11 protein-coding genes are annotated in these 17,994 nt (G+C 49.5%); 3 read left to right on the top strand and 8 right to left on the bottom strand.

Translation table 11 applies throughout. From position 1 onward, the window contains the following. Positions 1-6: 6 nt before the first annotated feature. The 3 genes from HGH91_RS23165 (at position 7) to HGH91_RS23155 (ending at position 4,775) form a co-directional block, all read left to right on the top strand. On the top strand, positions 7-1,848 hold the full coding sequence (locus tag HGH91_RS23165) for a RagB/SusD family nutrient uptake outer membrane protein (protein ID WP_168741174.1): 1,842 nt from the start codon (positions 7-9) through the stop codon (positions 1,846-1,848). Positions 1,849-1,879: 31 nt separating this feature from the next. Beyond that, positions 1,880-3,178 (top strand): IPT/TIG domain-containing protein, encoded by a 1,299-nt coding sequence (locus tag HGH91_RS23160; RefSeq protein ID WP_168741173.1) that lies wholly within the window; start codon positions 1,880-1,882, stop codon positions 3,176-3,178. Positions 3,179-3,239: 61 nt separating this feature from the next. Continuing rightward, on the top strand, positions 3,240-4,775 hold the full coding sequence (locus HGH91_RS23155) for a right-handed parallel beta-helix repeat-containing protein (RefSeq protein WP_168741172.1): 1,536 nt from the start codon (positions 3,240-3,242) through the stop codon (positions 4,773-4,775). A 371-nt stretch (positions 4,776-5,146) separates the two neighbouring features. Here HGH91_RS23155 and HGH91_RS23150 read toward each other — a convergent pair whose 3' ends face one another. The 8 genes from HGH91_RS23150 to nirB form a co-directional block, all read right to left on the bottom strand. Continuing rightward, positions 5,147-6,004, bottom strand: a complete 858-nt coding sequence (locus HGH91_RS23150) for a class I SAM-dependent methyltransferase (RefSeq protein WP_168741171.1) — start codon at positions 6,002-6,004, stop codon at positions 5,147-5,149. 84 nt (positions 6,005-6,088) lie between these two features. After that, positions 6,089-7,246, bottom strand: a complete 1,158-nt coding sequence (locus tag HGH91_RS23145; protein ID WP_168741170.1) for an MFS transporter — start codon at positions 7,244-7,246, stop codon at positions 6,089-6,091. 76 nt (positions 7,247-7,322) lie between these two features. Further along, positions 7,323-8,780 (bottom strand): rubredoxin, encoded by a 1,458-nt coding sequence (locus HGH91_RS23140; RefSeq protein ID WP_168741169.1) that lies wholly within the window; start codon positions 8,778-8,780, stop codon positions 7,323-7,325. Continuing rightward, positions 8,777-12,280: a nitrate reductase gene (locus tag HGH91_RS23135; protein WP_168741168.1), complete on the bottom strand. Its 3,504-nt coding sequence runs from the start codon at positions 12,278-12,280 to the stop codon at positions 8,777-8,779. The genes HGH91_RS23140 and HGH91_RS23135 overlap by 4 nt, the downstream gene beginning before the upstream one ends. A gap of 20 nt (positions 12,281-12,300) precedes the next feature. Next, the gene (locus tag HGH91_RS23130; RefSeq protein WP_168741167.1) at positions 12,301-13,590 is read right to left on the bottom strand and encodes a NarK family nitrate/nitrite MFS transporter; all 1,290 of its coding nucleotides are present in this window, start codon (positions 13,588-13,590) and stop codon (positions 12,301-12,303) included. Positions 13,591-13,607: 17 nt separating this feature from the next. Continuing rightward, positions 13,608-14,930 (bottom strand): alginate export family protein, encoded by a 1,323-nt coding sequence (locus tag HGH91_RS23125; RefSeq protein WP_168741166.1) that lies wholly within the window; start codon positions 14,928-14,930, stop codon positions 13,608-13,610. An 81-nt stretch (positions 14,931-15,011) separates the two neighbouring features. Beyond that, complete coding sequence (gene nirD / locus HGH91_RS23120) at positions 15,012-15,389, bottom strand: nitrite reductase small subunit NirD (RefSeq protein ID WP_246121224.1); 378 nt, start codon at positions 15,387-15,389, stop codon at positions 15,012-15,014. Between the two features lie 25 nt (positions 15,390-15,414). After that, positions 15,415-17,910: a nitrite reductase large subunit NirB gene (gene nirB, locus HGH91_RS23115; protein WP_168741165.1), complete on the bottom strand. Its 2,496-nt coding sequence runs from the start codon at positions 17,908-17,910 to the stop codon at positions 15,415-15,417. Positions 17,911-17,994 lie beyond the last annotated feature (84 nt).

Below are 17,994 nucleotides of genomic sequence, written 5' to 3'. Positions count from 1 at the left end.
ACGTTTATGACCAGATATAAATACCTGTTACTTTTTTGCTGCGGTATGATCGCCATGAGCCTGGCGTCCTGCAGCAAGTACCTGGATAAGAAACCGGATAACCTTTTAACGGAAGACCAGATATGGCAAACTAGGGCTAACGCCGAAGCCTATCTGAATAATGTGTACACCGGCATGCGCGGGCCTGATGGTGGTGATTGGGCTTCGATGGGCTTTTCCGATGAAACTTCTGTGGCTATCCCCACGGTGGGAGTAAGGTTTATGGTATCGGGCAACTGGACCCCTTCTGATGGCAACAACTGGGACAGCTGGGGCTATATGTATGGCTTCATCCGCAAATCTATCATCTTCGACCAGAATGTGGATAAAGTGCCGGAGAGCCAGTTGAGCCAGGCGTTGAAGGATCAATATAAAGCAGAGAATAACTTTTTACGGGGATATTTCTATTACCAGTTATTAAGAAAATACGGTCCGTTTGTTATTGTATCCGGACTGATTGGGCAGGATGAAGATTTTACCAAATACTCCCGCGGCTCATTCGATGAATGTGTGGCGCATATCAATGGGTTGATGGATAAAGCCGCTGCCGGATTACCGGGTGTATGGAATTCTTCCGGTAACCTGGGAAGGCCCACCAAAGGGGCTTGCATGGCCATAAAGGAAAAAATAGCACAACTCGCTGCGAGTGAATTATGGAATGGAAATCCTGCGTTCGCCAATTTTAAAAATAATGATGGCAAGCAACTGGCGCCGGTGGGTTATGATGTGAATAAGTGGAAAATTGCCGCCAAAGCAGCAAAAGATATCATCGACTCCGCACACTATAAGTTATTCACCAACCTGGATAATGGTGGCTCCTCCTTCGATCCGTACCTCTCTGTGCGTGATTTGTTCCTGACTACCTGGAACGATGAAATCATCCTGGGCAGTATCGACTGGAGCCGCTGGGGGTACACTAAATGCGTTTCTCCAGGTCCCGGAGGTTATAACATGTATAATGCCACTCAAAACCTGGTAGATGCCTTTTACATGAATAATGGCCGTACCATCGATGATCCGGCTTCCAACTATGTGGAAACCGGATTTGCACCATCGGATGGAGATCAGGGTTGGTCGCATCACCAGGGAGACTGGAACATGTATGCCAACCGGGAACCGCGCTTTTATGCTTACATCGCCTACAACGGACGCCCGGTAGTACCGGCAGTGACGGTAGATGACAAGAACTATTATTCTTCCGACAATAACGTGAATGGGAAAGGACGAGTGGAGTTTTACTACAGTGGTAAATCCGGGCAGAAATCAGCCGGAAGCAACAACCTTACCGGTTACCTGCCCCTGAAGCGGGTGAGCTCCAGTGATAACATCCGCAACGATGTCACCGCTTATCGTTCTCCGTATATTCTTATCCGTTATGCAGAAGTATTACTGGATTATGTGGAGGCATTGAATGAATACGATCCTACCAATCCGGACATTGTTACTTACCTGGATATGGTAAGAACCCGTGCGGGATTACCGGGTATTGAAACCACTTATCCGGATGCAGTAGGTAATAAACTGGCGATGCGGAAGTATATACTGAGAGAAAGACAGGTAGAATTTTGCTTTGAAAGTGATCGTTGCTTTACCATGCTCCGCCGGAAAATGTTGGGTAACCCGGAAAACCAGACCATCTACGGATTGGATGTAAATGCCAACGATCAGGGACTTGGATTTTCATTCACAGGTTTTTATAAGCGCACCTTGTTCCAGAAAAGAGTATGGAATGATAAGATGTATTTGTTCCCGATCATACAGGGCGACCTGGAAAGGGATCGTTCATTGGTACAAAACCCAGGCTGGTAAAATTTTATTCATTCAATTTTAAATCATTGCTATGATCAGGTCATTGCATACATATATACTTTCCGGTTGTTTTTTAATGTCGGCCATACTAACAGGATGCCAGAAAGATGAAGGGTTGCAGCATGTGGCGGGGGCGCCCATCACGATAGCCGATTTTACTCCCGCCACTGGAGGAGGTACTACAGAAATTTTAATTACGGGAGATAATTTCTCGGGAGATACCAGCCAGATCACCGTTACCATCAACGGTAACCGCTGTGCCGTCGTGGGTGCCAACACAAAGCAGATTATGGCGGTAGTACCAAAGAGATGCGGTTCCGGCAATGTGGTGGTGACCATAGGGAAAGACAGCGGCAAGTCTACTGGTACCTTTAATTATGTATTCACCCATACGGTAACCACACTGGCCGGTAATGGGAAAGCCGGTTATGCAGATGGTGGTCCTGCAGACGCGATGTTTACTTTCAGCAATCCTGGTTGGCTGAGAATGATGGGTATTGTAGCCGATGATAACGGCAACGTATATGTGGCCGATCCTGGAAATGCCTGCATCCGTAAAATCGATAAAACCGGGCAGGTATCTATCCTGGCAGGGCATCCGGGCAATGCGGGTGGTTCAGATGGGGTGGGTACCGGCGCTACCTTTAACATCCCTTATGGACTGGGTATCGATGCAGCGGGTAATGTATATACCGCCGATCCCGGCACCTGGAGTATCCGGAAAATTACGCCGGATGGTACTACGTCGAGGATAGGTGGCACCGTACAGGAGCCCTGGAATGTAACGGTTAATAGAGCAAACGGAAAAATATATTATTCCAGCACTGGTGGTGGCGGTGTATTTGAAATGAAGCCTGATGGCAGCAGTGTGAACATTGCTACCATTGCGGCGCCGGGAGGACTTGCATTTGATCCGGCAGGTAACCTGTTTGTATCCAGCAATAGCGAGCATACGATCATTAAGTTAAAGGCCGATACCTGGGAGCCTACAGTAATTGCAGGTGCTACCGGTACGCCTGCTTATGCAGACGGAGTAGGTACAGCTGCCCGTTTTGCCAATCCATGGGGCCTCGCTATCGATGCCGGCGGTAATATTTTCGTAGCCGGTAATGGTAGCTATGGACCTAACGTGGATGAAAGTGTTCGCTATATCAAGGCTGGTACCTGGGATGTAAGCACCTTTGCGGGCAGCGGTACTGGAGGGTTTGCAGATGCTATTGGCACCGCCGCCGCATTTAATATGCCCATGGGTGTAGCGGTAGATAAAAATGGAATTGTATACGTTTTAGATAAGAATAACAACAGGGTCAGAAAGATAGTCACAGAGTAAAGCCATCAAATGTAAACCCGGGGCTGCAATAGGAATATTGCAGCCTTATATTTTTAATCGTATGTTTAACAACACTATGCATCTCTTTTTATTCATACTGCTGGCGGGAGCCTGCAGTAAAGGCGGCTCGCCTGTACCTGAACCGGTAGCGGCTAAAACACATACCTACTACGTAGCCACGAGCGGCAACGACGCCGCCAGTGGATCATTGAGCGCTCCCATGCGCACTATCAATGCTGCCTTATTGAAAGCCATCCCCGGCGACAGCGTTATTGTAAGGGCTGGTAACTATTATGAAAAGGTAACCTTTCCTCAATCCGGGCGACTCGATAAATTAATTACACTCAAGGCTTATGCCGGTGAAAAAGCCGCGATTGATGGTACTGGGTTATCGGTGAGTGGAAAGGAATCGCTGGTAACGATTAGTCGTGCCAGTTATGTAGTATTGGAAGGATTTGATATCTGCAACCTCAAAAGCAGTGCGCCAGGGGCCAACGTTAATGGGGTCACAGCAGATGCGGGCTCCAGCAATATTATCATCCGCAATAACCGTATTTATAACATTGAGCACAATGCTGCTCCTGCCGATGGCAGAAGTGGACACGGTATTGAAATCATTGGTAATACGGCCGATGTGATGAAAAATATCCTGGTGGAAAACAATGTGATTCACGATACCAAAACAGGGTACAGCGAAAACCTGACTATCAACGGGTATGTAGACGGATTTACTATTCGTGGTAATACCATTTATAACACGGAAAATATCGGTATTGATGCCGCCGGTGGATATGCTGCTAACAGCAACCCTGCGTTCAATTATGCCCGCAACGGCGTGATTACTGATAACGAATTATATAACATCGATATGACCCGCGGTCCTATTGGAGGCGTACATGGCCACGGCGCGATTGCTATTTATGTAGATGGCGCCCGGAATATTACCGTGGAACGCAACCGAATACACGAAGCGGACCGCGGTATAGGCATTGTGAGTGAAAATGACGCCTATCCGACCCGCGACTGCATTGTCAGGAATAATTTTGTATTTAACTGCTGGAGAACCGGTATTTACCTGGGTGGCTACCTCGGATATACTTCCGGCGGCACGCGCAACTGTTATGTAGTAAATAACACCCTGTTCATGAATAACCGGGAACCAGGTGCATTTGGGGAAATAGAAGGAGAAATCCGGTTGACGGAGCAATGCTTCGACAACATTATTAAGAACAACATCGTATATGCGAGACCGGTAGATGTATTTGTGCATAAATACACCAACACCGGATCGGGCAACGTAATAGACAATAATCTCTTTTATACCACAGGCACACCGCAATGGATCTGGGGAAGCACCAATGGTCCTGCTATAACCGATTTTAATGTGTGGAAAACTACTTCCGGTGTAGATGCGGCTACGGTTTACGGCGCAGATCCGCTGCTGGTTAGTACTACCACGCCCGATCTGCATATTACTGCCAATTCCCCCGCAAAGAATACCGGGGTGGTGATTTCAGAAGCGGTGAATGGAAGCCTGGATATCGATGGTAAGGCCAGGATGGTGAACAACCAGATTAGCAAAGGCGCACAGCAATAAACGCATAATAAACCCCTAAGAAGGTAAAGGGCTGGCCGTTATAAGGCTGGCCTTTTTCTTTTGCAGACTCCGGCGTGAATGGTAAAAATCCCCCTTTTACGTGATTGTTGGTATCTGCTTCTTAATGTACATTACAACTACCAGAATCTGTACACCATGGAAATGAAACCCTGTTTAAACGGCAACGTAGCTATATTCTTATTTCCGGTATCAGTAAGGCATTAACAGTTAACAATACGGCAGCAAGCTGCTGCAGGTAGCGTATACCCCTTGGGGGAAAACTTTTTGGGTATGCTAATAGCCGGATATCCAATTGCTCAAGTCTCGTTTTAGTTGAGTAAACCCGCTCTTTTTGGGCGGGTTTATTATTATCACGTAACGGCCAGCAGGAATTCTTCACCGGTAATGGGGCGTAAATCATCTGATCTCCCGGTAAAGTATTGTTCGGTAATATTTTCGGTATTAATGATTTCCACATGCTTGAATCCTGCGGTGCGGGCTGCAGCGGCGATTTCGCCGGGCGCAAAGAAACTGAGAAAAGGAGTGCCCGCGGCGGCTGCGCCTTTTTTAGCGATATCCAGCAAGGGCCTGTCTGCTTCCGCCAGCAATTCTGCCGGCAATAGGAAAGTCATGGCCAGTATAGACCCTTTGGCGAGTTGCGCTACCTGGTGCAGGGTGGCCGCAATGGCTTCCTGGGTAAGATACATACTAACGCCGGTACAGGCTACTACAGCAGGTTGACTGGTATCAAAACCGGCAGCGGTCAACTCCTCCCACCAGGAAGATATTTCGAAGTTGACCGGCACAAACTGCAGTGAATCCGGGATATGGAATCCCAGGTCCTTTAGCCGCTGTTGTTTCCAGGCCTGGGTGTCAGGTTGATCTATTTCGTATATCCGGAGTTGGGAAGCTATATCTGGTCTGCGTTGTGCGAAGGTATCAAGGCCGGCGCCCAGGAGTACATACTGGGTAACCCCTTTTTTATGTTGTTCGATGATCAGGTCTTCTACAAACCTGGCCCTGCCTACAATGGAAGCTCGTAACCCCCGGGTGAAAACGGGGTCCATATCGGGCCGTTCACGCCAGTTGCTATCCGGTGCAATTAGCTGTAATCCTATAGTATCTTCCAGGATATGCGGCGGTGCATCAATCTCTACATGTAATGCTCTCCACAAGGCCACGCGCACGGCGGTATTGTCTGGTGCTGCTGGGTAATTGCTTTGTTCCATAAATTTCGGGTGATAGGTTACAAAATAACTAATGCTACTAAAAATTAGAAATTAAGTGGCGCTTCACCAAAAATGGTTTTCCTGCTATTCCGCTTTGATGCCTTTCACCATCCATACAATCAGGAGGCCACATATGGCCATGATGGCAAATGACCAGCGCAGGCTGGTAGCCTGGGCTACAAAGCCCACCAATGGAGGCACTACCAGGAAGCCCAGGTAGCCAATGGTAGAAATAGATGCCAGTGTTTGTCCGCTGTTAGCGCTTTTTGATTTACCTGCCAGGCTGAATACCAATGGTACTACACAGGCTACCCCCAATCCGGCCAGTATAAAGCCAATACCTGCGGTAATGGGGTAGGGAAGAAGAATGGTGAGTAATAAGCCACTTAAAATAAACCAGCCGCTATACATCAGGATGGGCTTGATCCCTAATTTTTTTACGAGACGGTCGCCGGCAAAACGGCCGGTAGTCATGGCTACCATATAGATCACAAAGGCCGCTACTGCGGTAGATTTGCTGGCGCCTACTACCTTCTCAAAATATAGCCCGCTCCAGTCGTACATGGTATTTTCTGTGGCCATACAGGCAAAGCAGATCAGCGAGTACTTCAGCAATGACTTGTCCGGTAGTGCAAAGGCTGCCCGTTTTACGGTTTCTTTTACCGGCTGGTCGGGAAAGGTTTTGGGGGTATAATATATCGTGAAAATCAGCAGTAATACGCTCACGATCAACAGGTGCCAGGACGGCGCTATATTCATACTCACCATCAGGTAGCCGATAGCCGCGCCGGTAAAACCTGCCACGCTCCAGATCCCGTGAAAGGTGGTCATGATCGATTGTGGATATAAATGCTGTACCTGTACGGCCTGCGCATTCATAGAGAGATTGAGCAGGTTGCGGGCCGATCCGAAACAGAATAATACCAGGGCCAGCTGCCAGATATTGGTGGTAAATCCCGGCAAACTCAGTACGATGTTAAATATCAGTGCTCCAAAAATCATGATCTTGCGACTACTGAAGCTCCCCAACAATTTGCCGGTGATGGGCATTGTGAGCATCAGTCCTATCGGCAATGCAAATAACACCGCTCCCAGCTGGGCCTCATTTAAGTGCAATTGCTGCTGTATGGAGGGAATCCTGGATGCCCAGGACGAATAACCTAATCCGGAGAGGAAGAAAAATACGGAAGTGGCAATCCTGTACTGCCTGGCATCGGTTTCGTTGTGAATATTTGCTAACATGATCTGCGTACTGAAGGATGCAAAATTAGACAAACCACGGGAAACTCTGGTGGTCTTTTTAACTGTATATCCGACATTAAGCAGGCTGTGCCAGCAGCGTGGCTTCCCGAACCATCGTAAAATCCGCCACCGGCGCGGCACATATGGAACAACCATAGTCAGCCGGTAAGCTGGTAAACGGGGTGCCCGCTGCCACCCCCTGTGCTGCATCTCCTACCGTTTCATCGTACACGGTAAGACAGGTGGTACATTGATATACCTGTTTTTCCTCCACTGCATGCACTGTCAGCGAGGCCTGCTCGGTCACATAATGTTGCAATACATTGGCGGCGCTACGTTGCTCGTAAAAAGCTTTACACAACGCCACAATGTACGGCCCCAGCTGTTCTTTGGTCACCGCCTCCCGGTATACCAGCAACTGCGCCGAATTGGCGTTGTAATCTGCCGTATACAGGATATCATACCGCTGCATGTACTTCAGTTTGCTGCCATATTTATTTTCCTGCCGCCGGATAACTACCGTACCAAAAAGGCTGGCAGGATGCCTGACTCTTACACTGAAACAAAGCCCATAGGTTCGTACATCGGCGGTATCAAAATACCGGATAACATGCCGCTTCAATATCAGCCCATCTTCACAGTTATCTTCTACCTGCCAGTTCAGCTCATTGGCGGCATGGCGCACATTGATACCATGTTTGCCTAGTACGTAATCCCATAAAGGCCGATGCCGTGCATCAATATTTTTAATGATCAGCGATTTCCAGGGAGTGGCATAAAGTTGTCCCGTGCGGGTTTCCAGGCAAATGGTACATACTTCTTTCAGAAAGTCGATGGGGAAATCTTCATCCCGCCGGTAAATACCCAACCAGTAATTGTTGTCGTATTTGTTAAATCCTTCATAGTAGGGGAGATGAAAGGCCGGTAAATCGAGGTCGCGGTCTTTAGCACGGGAGATGTACGACAACCCGTCTTTCACTGCAGCATAGGCCTGCTCCGGCGAATGGCCGGCCAGCAAAAACGATTCCACAGCTTTGCTTACTTCGGCAATATGATTGGTGTAAATGAGTTCGGGCCATACATATAACTGCTGACTGCCGGGCAGGCGCAGGTACAGGTACCAGTAATGGGTATACGAAGAAGTGATCCAGTTGATATGCCCGGTAAACAGGGGCACAAAAGTTTGTCCGCTATCGCAGATATTCACTTTGAGTGCCGGCATCCCTTCAAAAAGATTAAACACATCTTTGTAAATACCTTCGCTGAGCCAGCTGTTTTGCACAAAGATGCCTGCCGCCGGATAGGCGCTCATCATATTGGGTTGCGTGGCAAAGGTAATTTGCCTGGCGGCGCAGTCTTGTTTGAAAGCTTCCAGGTGCTTATCAGGAATGTCTATCAACAGCTGTTGCCTTAGTCCAAAACGTACATGGGTAGCCTGCGCGTTGGTAGCGGTTTCCAGCAATTCCAGCAGGAAGCCCGGTGATATAATGCCACCGGTGAAATTAACGGACAGGGTATGGCTATGTTTTGTCATGATGATACCAGTTCGGTGGTTGTTTTAGGAATAGATTTTTCCAGTAATGCCTTTACCTCCGGTTTACAGCTACCACAGCCCATGCCGGCGCCGGTGGCCTGGCATAAAGCAGGCAGGGTATGACAGCCGCTTTTAATTTTCTCCAGGATATTCCCTTCTCCCACATTACCACAAGAGCATACCAGTTTGCCGATTACCGGCGTACCTTTTTTCCCGGAGCGTAATAGTTCCAGCCTTTTATCCGACAGCTCAATCCGCTGCTGGATGAGGTCCCGGAATTCGATGAACTCTGATTTATCCCCTATCAATATAGCGCCTACAAGCTTGTCCTGGTGTATGATACATTTCTTATAATAACGTTTGGCTTTGTCGATGAACACAACTTCTTCATAAGCCGGATCCTTGGGTGTTTCTACCATGCCCAGTGAGCAGAGATCGGTGCCATGCATCTTCAGGATATTCATGAAAAGGGAGCCCTGGTAATACTGGCTGATATCGCCGTTGAGATATTGCGCTACCACGGCAGCTTGTTGCTCGGCGGCCGCGGTGATGCCATACAACACGCCATTGAAAGCTGCTATTTCGCCAATGGCATAAATATCCGAATCGCTGGTTTGCAGGTATTCATTTACTACCACGCCCCGGTTGCACTGCAATTGCGCCGCCTGCGCCAGTTCTATATTGGGTACGGTGCCGATGCTCATCACCACCGCCTGGCAGGGAATGTACACCCCACTTTTCATGCGGATGCCTTCCAGTTGTGTTTGCCCGATGAACCGGTCTATTTCATCGTTGTAGATGATGTCGATGCCCCGGTCGGTCAGCTCTTCGTACAGGAGCTGTCCTCCCAGCGTATCGAGCTGCCGGTCCATGAGCCGGGAAGTACGCTGTATAACGCCTACGTCTATATTAATTTCTTTGAGAGATGCTGCCAGCTCTATCCCCAACAGGCCACCACCCACTATCATTACTTTCCCCCCGGAAGGATGTATATGTTGTTTGAAGCCATCAGCATCCATACGGGTGCGCATGGTGAAGATGCCGGGAATAGGCGGGATATCACGCAGGGTGGCTGCCCGGCTACCGGTAGCCATCAGAAGTATGTCGTACGTATGTACGTCGCCGTTACTGTCTGTTACCTGCTTGTTACCGCGGTCTATATGAGTAATGCTCACCCCGCGATGCAGCGTAATGCGGTGCGCGGCTTCTTCCTGGCGGGTCATTTTCACCAGCTGCTTCCATTGCTGGGTGCCACTGATATAATCAGGCAGCATTACCCGGTTGTAAAACGGCAGGTTTTCTTTGCTGAATACCACAATTTCATCAGTGGTATTCAATTCCCGGTACGATTTCACAAATCCGCAGGCGCCTGCACCTGCGCCAATGATCACTATTTTTTGTTTTGGCTTCTGGTAGCGATGTACCTGTACGGCGGAATATTTAAAATCCGGTTGTTTGGAAATAGGGTCCAGTAAATGATTGGTGAGGTTATTGGCGCGATGCAGGTCGCTATTTAAAATTTTGCCCCAGTGCATGGGTAAAAAAACAACGCCCTGTTTGATGCTGTTGCTGAGTTGTGCTTTTACCCGCACATTTCCCCGCCCATTGCTCACCGTTACAATATCGCCTTCTTTGATATGGCGCTGCCGGGCATCTTCCGGGTGTATTTCCAGGAAAGAGGAGGCAATATGTTGTTTCAGTTTGCTCACCTTGCCTGTTTTACTCATCGTATGCCACTGATCGCGTATACGGCCGGTAGTGAGTATCAGCGGACGTTCGGGGCTGAGCGGTTCAGAATGATTGGCATCTTCAAAGCTGTGGATAACGGCGCGCTGATCCGGCGTGTAAAATGCATGATCTTCAAACAGGCGGGGAGTGCCACTGCCGGTATGATACGGCCATTGTACACTGCGCTTTGCTTTAAGGGTGCTATAGTTCAGGTGACTGATGTCGATGTTGGTGCCCGCGGTGAGGCGGCAATGCTCGTCATAGATTTCTGACATATTCGTATAGTCGAAACCGTGATATCCCATCTTTTTGGCGAAGCGGCAGATAATTTCCGCATCCGGTAAGGCTTCTCCGGGTGCATCGGTAATTTTGGTCAGATAGCTGATGCGCCTTTCGGCATTGGTCATCGTACCTTCTTTTTCTGTCCATGCGGCGGCAGGCAACACTACATCGGCGTAACGCAGGGTTTCCGGCTTGTTGGAAATTTCCTGTACTACTACAAATTTTGCCTTTTGCAGCGCCGCTTCTGCAAAGCGTACATCCGGCAGGCTTACCAGTGGATTAGTACACATGATCCAGATGGCTTTCAGCCGGCCGTCGTTCAATGCGGTAAACATTTCCGTGGCGGTGAGCCCCGGTTTATCTGATAAGGTAGTGCCTCCCCAGAAGGCCTGCACTTCTGCCCGGTGCTTCGGATTGCTGAGTACCCGGTGGGCCGGCAACAGGTTGGATAAGCCTCCTACCTCACGGCCGCCCATCGCATTAGGCTGACCGGTTAATGAAAACGGCCCGCTGCCGGGTTTGCCAATATGGCCGGTGATCAGGTGGAGATTAATCAAACTCAGGTTCTTGTTCACGCCCACCACACTTTGATTCAGCCCCATGGTCCAGAAAGTCATGAAGCCGGTAGCGTTGCCGATATAATCTGCCGCGGTATATATCTCCCCCGGGGTAATACCACAAATGGCAGCCGCTTCTTCTATGCTCCGTTCCATCACGATATCCTTGTACTGATCGTAACCATTGGTATGTGCCTGGATAAACTGGCTGTTGGTATGACCGGCGGTGATCAGGGCGCGGCCAATGGCATGGTGCAAAACGATGTCGGTACCGGGATTTACCTGTAAGTGGAGGTCGGCTATTGCACAGCTCTGGGTAACCCGCGGATCGCTGACAATGATTTTCATCGAAGGATTAGCGGCCCTGGCGGCTTCTACCCGGCGCCATAAAATAGGATGGCACCAGGCGGGGTTAGCGCCGGCTACAAAAATACAATCGGCCTGTTCTATATCATCGTAGGTACCTGGTACCGCATCTTCTCCCAGGGCCATCTTATAGGCAGCTACCGCGCTGCTCATACATAAGCGGGAATTAGTATCGATGTTGTTACTGCCAATAAATCCTTTGATCAGCTTATTTACCACATAGTATTCCTCTGTTAAACACTGCCCCGATGCGTAGAAAGCTACGGCATCGGGACCATGTTGTTTTATAATGGCGGCAAATACAGCAGCAGTTCTTTCCAATGCCTGGTCCCAGCTCACCCTTTTCCTCGGAAGATCCCGGTGATAGCGCATTTCAGGATATAGCAGCCTGTCGGAGGTATCCATTACCGTATAGTGCAGGTTCATACCTTTGGAACAAAGCATGCCCTTATTTACAGGGTGCGCTTTGTCACCTGCTACATGCAGCTTACCTTGCCGGTCTTTTTCTACTACGATACCACAACCTACCCCACAATAACAACAGGTGGTTTTGAATGTTGCTTGCATGCCGGAATTTTAAAAATGAGTTAGGATACTGCTACGGGCACATTTACCGCTGCTTCGCTGGTGGCCGGTTGGCGAACGAATCTTGTCAGCATCACGATACAGGAAACACCGATCACAATAAACCCGATATATGTAAAGGCCTGTACGTAGGTGATGCTATCTGATTTAAACAGGAATCCGAATAACATGCCACCCATATTGCCACCGGCTCCTACGATGCCGCTGACCAGTCCCGCATTTTTTTCATTGATAAAAGGGACAATGCCGTAAGTGGCGCCATTGGCCATCTTGAGAAACAGGGCAAAGCTTAGCATCGCCATAATGGCGATCACCAGGGAGCCTGCCTGGGCAAATAATAATAATCCGATTCCTTCCGCCAGCAGCATCAGGGCCAGGAGCCATCCTTTGCCTTTCATGCCTGATTTAGCGCCTACTTTGTCTGATATAATGCCACCCAATGCCCGGGCAAAAAGGTTCATAAAACCAAATATGCCCGCCCAGAACCCTGCGCTGCCTTGAGAAAGATGGAAGGTATCCACGAAATGCAGCGACGCCACATTGTCGAACGTAATTTCCATACCGAAGCACATCCCATATGCCAGGGTGAGTGCCCAGATACGCCAGTCGCCCAATATTGACCAGTCCGTTTTTTCGTTTTTACGATGATGACCGATTTCATCAAAGTTGCCATTGGGCGTATCTTTGGTGAAACGATAATATAAATAGGCTACCCCCAGCATCATCAGCCCCGGTACTATCATGGCATATCGCCAGGCCGAAGCATTACTGTAACCAAAACCTACAATAGCCGCAAAAATTATGGGCATCACCATATTGGTAACACCGCCACCCAAATTACCCCATCCACCGGTAATGGCGTTGGCAGTGCCTTTGATGGACGGCGCAAACATCAGCGAAGTATGAAACTGTGTGATCACAAATGAACCACCTATCACGCTGATGGCTAAACGAAACAGCAGGAAAGAGGTATAGTCTCTCGACAACCCTACCAGGAACACCGGGATGGAACCTACCAGCAACAGCCGGATGGCTGTCTTGCGGGGTCCCCAGGTATCACAGAGCCTGCCTATGATTAACCGGGCAATGATAGTTCCGGATACAGAAGCAATAATAATATTGCCTACCTGTGCTTTGCTAAGTCCCAGGTCGGTACGGATGGTCGGCATCAACGGCGCCAGGCCAAACCAGCCAAAGAAGCAAACAAAAAACATCAGCCACGTGATGTGAAACGTGCGCATCTGTATGGTATTCAGACTAAAGAGTTTTATTTTATCTAGCGGAGCAGCCATAGTCGTATTTTTTCGGGTTATTTAATCAGCCACTCAGGCCGGATATTGACAGACAGGTAAGCCCAGTTACTGTTACTGGCAGCATTCCTGATATTTTTTACCGCAGGAGAGGTAAGCGTATTGGTATTCCAGAAGTGGCTGTAGCCGGCTTCCAGGCCCACCATTTTGGTGAGGGTATAGTTGGCCGTTACATCCGTTTCCGTACCAAATTGTTTCGACATGCCTGCAATGGCGGCGGCGCTGTAAAACTCATGTACATCGCCGGTGAAAGCCCATCGCTTGCCGGATTTCAGCCGGGTTTTGATATAGTAATCCTGCAACCCTTTGTTGCCAAAACCGCTGGCTACATAGAAGTAATCCATGTTACCCCAGAACTTATGCGGGGTGCCGTACAACGGGTCAAAATCCGGGTTGGTATAATCCACGCCAGCGCCTGCGCTGAAGGCCGGGCTCACACTATATAAGAAGGAGGCGGCTAACAGGCGGCCATCTATCGTTTGTCCGTTGGCGTTAGTGCCAAACTGTTGATAGGCGGCAGCGGTGAAGGCAATGCGATTGAACTGTTGCGTATAAAACAGGCCGGTGGTCATGCGCTGATGGGTACCCTGTTCCCATACTTTTACTGCTACATGTTCCACACTGTCTGTATGATATTTGGAAAACTGGTCGGACAGGAACAGGAAAGACAGGTTGCCTGCATGCAGCTTCCTGGAAACATACAGGAATTCCATGCTTTTATAGGCATTGCCTCCATTGGTATTGGCAGTGTAATTGCCGGGAGGGGTGGCATTGTACACGGTACCAGAGGCATTTTCCTTGTTCTGATTGAAAGCCGCGCCGGCGTGCATGATCCAGCTATTGCTTTCATATTTTAGTACGGCAGCATCATGGCGCCGGCCCTGTTGCAGCCAGTCGAGATTACCCAGCAGGCGGCTGTCGTCGTATACCAGTTCCTGCCTGCCAATTTTCAGTGACAGTGCTTTATTTTTTACGATAGTGTCGGTCAGCAATATTTCGGCCCAGGCTTCATGCAGCATAAAGCCGTTGTTATCAGGCGTGGTAGTGCGGTTAAGGGTAGATACATCCTGTCCCCATACACGTACATCCTGTACCGTTAGTCCCAGTTTAATCCGGTAGGCGTTAAATCCTGCGATGAGCCGGGTGCGCTGGGAGGTGAAAAAAGCCGGTGCAGCGCCTTGTACCTGTGGCGCTGCTTGTCCGTCGCGCAATTCGGTGCGGGTCCGGAGCTGGGCGCCGAGCGAAAGCTGGGCATAGCCGTACTGCGACAGCAGTAGTCCGGGGAGTATCATAGATACCCTGCGGGAGAACCATTTTTTCATGTAACTTTGGTTGATTTTGAATGAGCCAATCATTTCCGGATCAGAAGCCCGGTCAGCCTGCCAGCTGCCGGGTTTCGTCTTTTACACTTCTGCCATCACCGGTATCTCTGCTACGTTGATGTATACCCGGTCATCCACAATCTTTACGGGATAGGTGGTGAGGGAACATTCATGTTCGTCGGAGAGGCAACGGCCGTCTTTCAGGGAGAAGGTCTTTTTGTGAAATGGACAGGCTACTTTGGGCTCATCTTGCACGGTGCCGGTCATGCCGCGGCTGAGGGCCATCTGGCGGCGGTGCGGACAAAGATTCTGGGTTGCATACCATTCATTTCTGCGGGCAAAAAAGAATAATGCAATCTGTTCATCATTGTACTTTACGCATACGCCTCCATTGGTGGGTACATCCGTTGTTTTGCAGGCAAAGAACCAGGTGCCGGTGGTAGTGTGAGTAGTAGACATAGCCATATATTTTTGTGTAAAGAAATTATTTCCATTCTGCGGCTTTCTTCTGTGCCCGCATGGTTTCAAATTTTACAGTTGGGTCTTTATCGGCCGGTGCATTTACGAAGTGGGAAAAACGTTTACGCAGCTCGGGGTTTTCCACCACTTCTCTCCATTCGCATTTGTAATTGTCGACCAGCAGTTGCATGGCGGCTTCCAGCTGTTCGGCGATACCGAGACTATCGTTCACCACTACATTGCGGAGGTAGTCCATACCACCGTCGAGTTTGTTGAGCCAGGTGGCCGTACGGGTAAGCGGATCGGCTGTTTTAATGTAGAACATCAGGAAGCGATCGATGTACCGGATACAGGTATCGCTGTCGAGGTCGGCTGCCAGGAGTTGTGCGTGCTGTGGTTTGGAGCCGCCGTTACCGCATACATAAAGGTTCCAGCCTTTTTCGGTAGCAATGATGCCGAAGTCTTTCGACTGGGCTTCCGCGCATTCGCGGATACAACCTGATACGGCGGATTTGATTTTATGCGGTGCTCTCAGTCCCCGGTATCTTTCTTCTATCTGGATAGCGAAGCTAACGCTGTCGTGCAGTCCGAAGCGACACCAGGTGGAGCCTACGCAGCTTTTTACGGTGCGGAGTGCTTTCCCGTAAGCGTGACCGCTTTCGAAGCCGGCGGCAATCAGTTCTTCCCAGATGTCCGGAAGGTCGCTGAGATGGGCGCCGAATAAGTCGATACGTTGTCCGCCGGTAATTTTCGTATAGAGATTATATTTAGTAGCAATCTCCCCGATGACAATTAATTTCTCGGGTGTAATTTCTCCGCCCGGAATTCTTGGTACTACGGAGTAGGTGCCTCCTTTCTGTATATTGGCCAGGTAGCGGTCGTTGGAATCCTGGGCGGTGTCGTTGCCTTTGTCCAGGATCATATCATTCCACAGGCTGGCCAGGATAGAGGCTACCACTGGTTTACATACTTCGCATCCTTCCCCGGAGCCGTAGTGGTCCAGTACTTCATCGAATGAACGGAGTGATTTCAGTTTAATGAGATCCAGCATTTCCTGGCGGGAGTAGGCAAAGTGTTCGCATACCACGTTGCGGATATATTTGCCTTGTGCTTTCATGGAAGCGGTGATGAGGTCTTTTACCATGGGGGTACAACCACCGCAGCAGGTGCCGGCTTTTGTACATTTTTTTACGTCGTCCAGTGTTTCATGACCGTCGGTTACCGCCTGGCAAATAGCGCCTTTGCTCACATTTTCGCAGCTGCAGATCATGGCTTCGTCAGGCAGAGCAGTTACGCCGGCGCCATTGTCGGCAGTACCGCGACTTCCCAGCAGTAGTTCTTCCGGGTTGGCGGGGAGTACCATTTTATTACGGGCGGTTTGCAGCAGCAGGTTATAGGCTGCGGCATCGCCAATGAGGATGCCTCCCAGCAGGAACTGTCCGTCGGGTGTGATGTTGATACGTTTATAGGTGCCTTTGTATTTATCTTCAAATACAATGCTATGGCAGGTGTCGGGGGCTGGGAACGGATCGCCGAAGCTGGCCACATCTACGCCAATGAGTTTTAATTTGGTACTCATATCAAAGCCGGTGAAGGCTTTATGGTCGCTGCACATATGGGAAACGGCTACTTCCGCCATTTCGTAGCCGGGGGCTACCAGGCCATAGATCATATTATTATGCAGGGCACATTCTCCAACAGCATATATATAGGGATCGCTGGTTTGCAGTTGTTCATTTACGATGATGCCGCCGCGGGGACCGGTAGCGAGGCCACAGGCCCTGGCCAGCTCATCGCGGGGCTTGATGCCGGCGGATACTACTACGATGTCGGCTGGCAGGATGGTATCGTCTGCAAACTGTAGCCCGGTAACGGCTTCGTCGCCCATTACTTCCCGGGTGTTTTTGCCGGTGAGTATTTTCAATCCCAGTTGATGCAGTTTATGTTGGAGGATAGCAGAACCTTGTTCATCGATTTGCCGGGGCATCAGCCTGGGCGAGAATTCGATCACATGGGTATTGCTGATGCCGAGGTCGAGCAAGGCTTTCGCTGCCTCCAGTCCGAGCAGGCCGCCGCCGATAACGGCGCCGCAGCTGGCTTGTGGCGCATAGGCCTTCATCATTTCCAGGTCTTCTATGGTGCGGTAAATAAAGACACCTTTTTTATCCATGCCGGGTACTGGTGGAACAAATGCCGCGGAGCCGGTGGCGATTACCAGGTAATCATACTGTTCGGTGATGCCTTTATATGAAGTCACGGTTTTGTGTGTCCGGTCTATTTGCATGACCGGGTCGCCCAGGTGAAGCCGGATGCCATTGTCGGTATACCAGCTAAGTGGTGCGAGGAGAAGGTCGTTGGCTGTTTTGCCATCGAACCAGGAGGTTAGATGTACGCGGTCGTAGGCAGGGCGGGGTTCTTCTCCAAATACAACCAGTTCGAGGGGGGAGGAGGCGGACCTCGCTATTAGCTTTTCACAGCATTTATAGCCCACCATGCCGTTTCCGATGACTACTACTTTCATTAGATTATATTTATGGATCAGAAAAAACAGATATATTATAAATTATTTAATATAATGTTATTTAGCGTTTTGGAGATGATTTTT

The sequence above is a fragment of the Chitinophaga eiseniae genome, from assembly GCF_012641265.1.
Classification (GTDB): domain Bacteria; phylum Bacteroidota; class Bacteroidia; order Chitinophagales; family Chitinophagaceae; genus Chitinophaga; species Chitinophaga eiseniae_A.
This window is presented reverse-complemented; position numbering and strand designations above follow the sequence as displayed.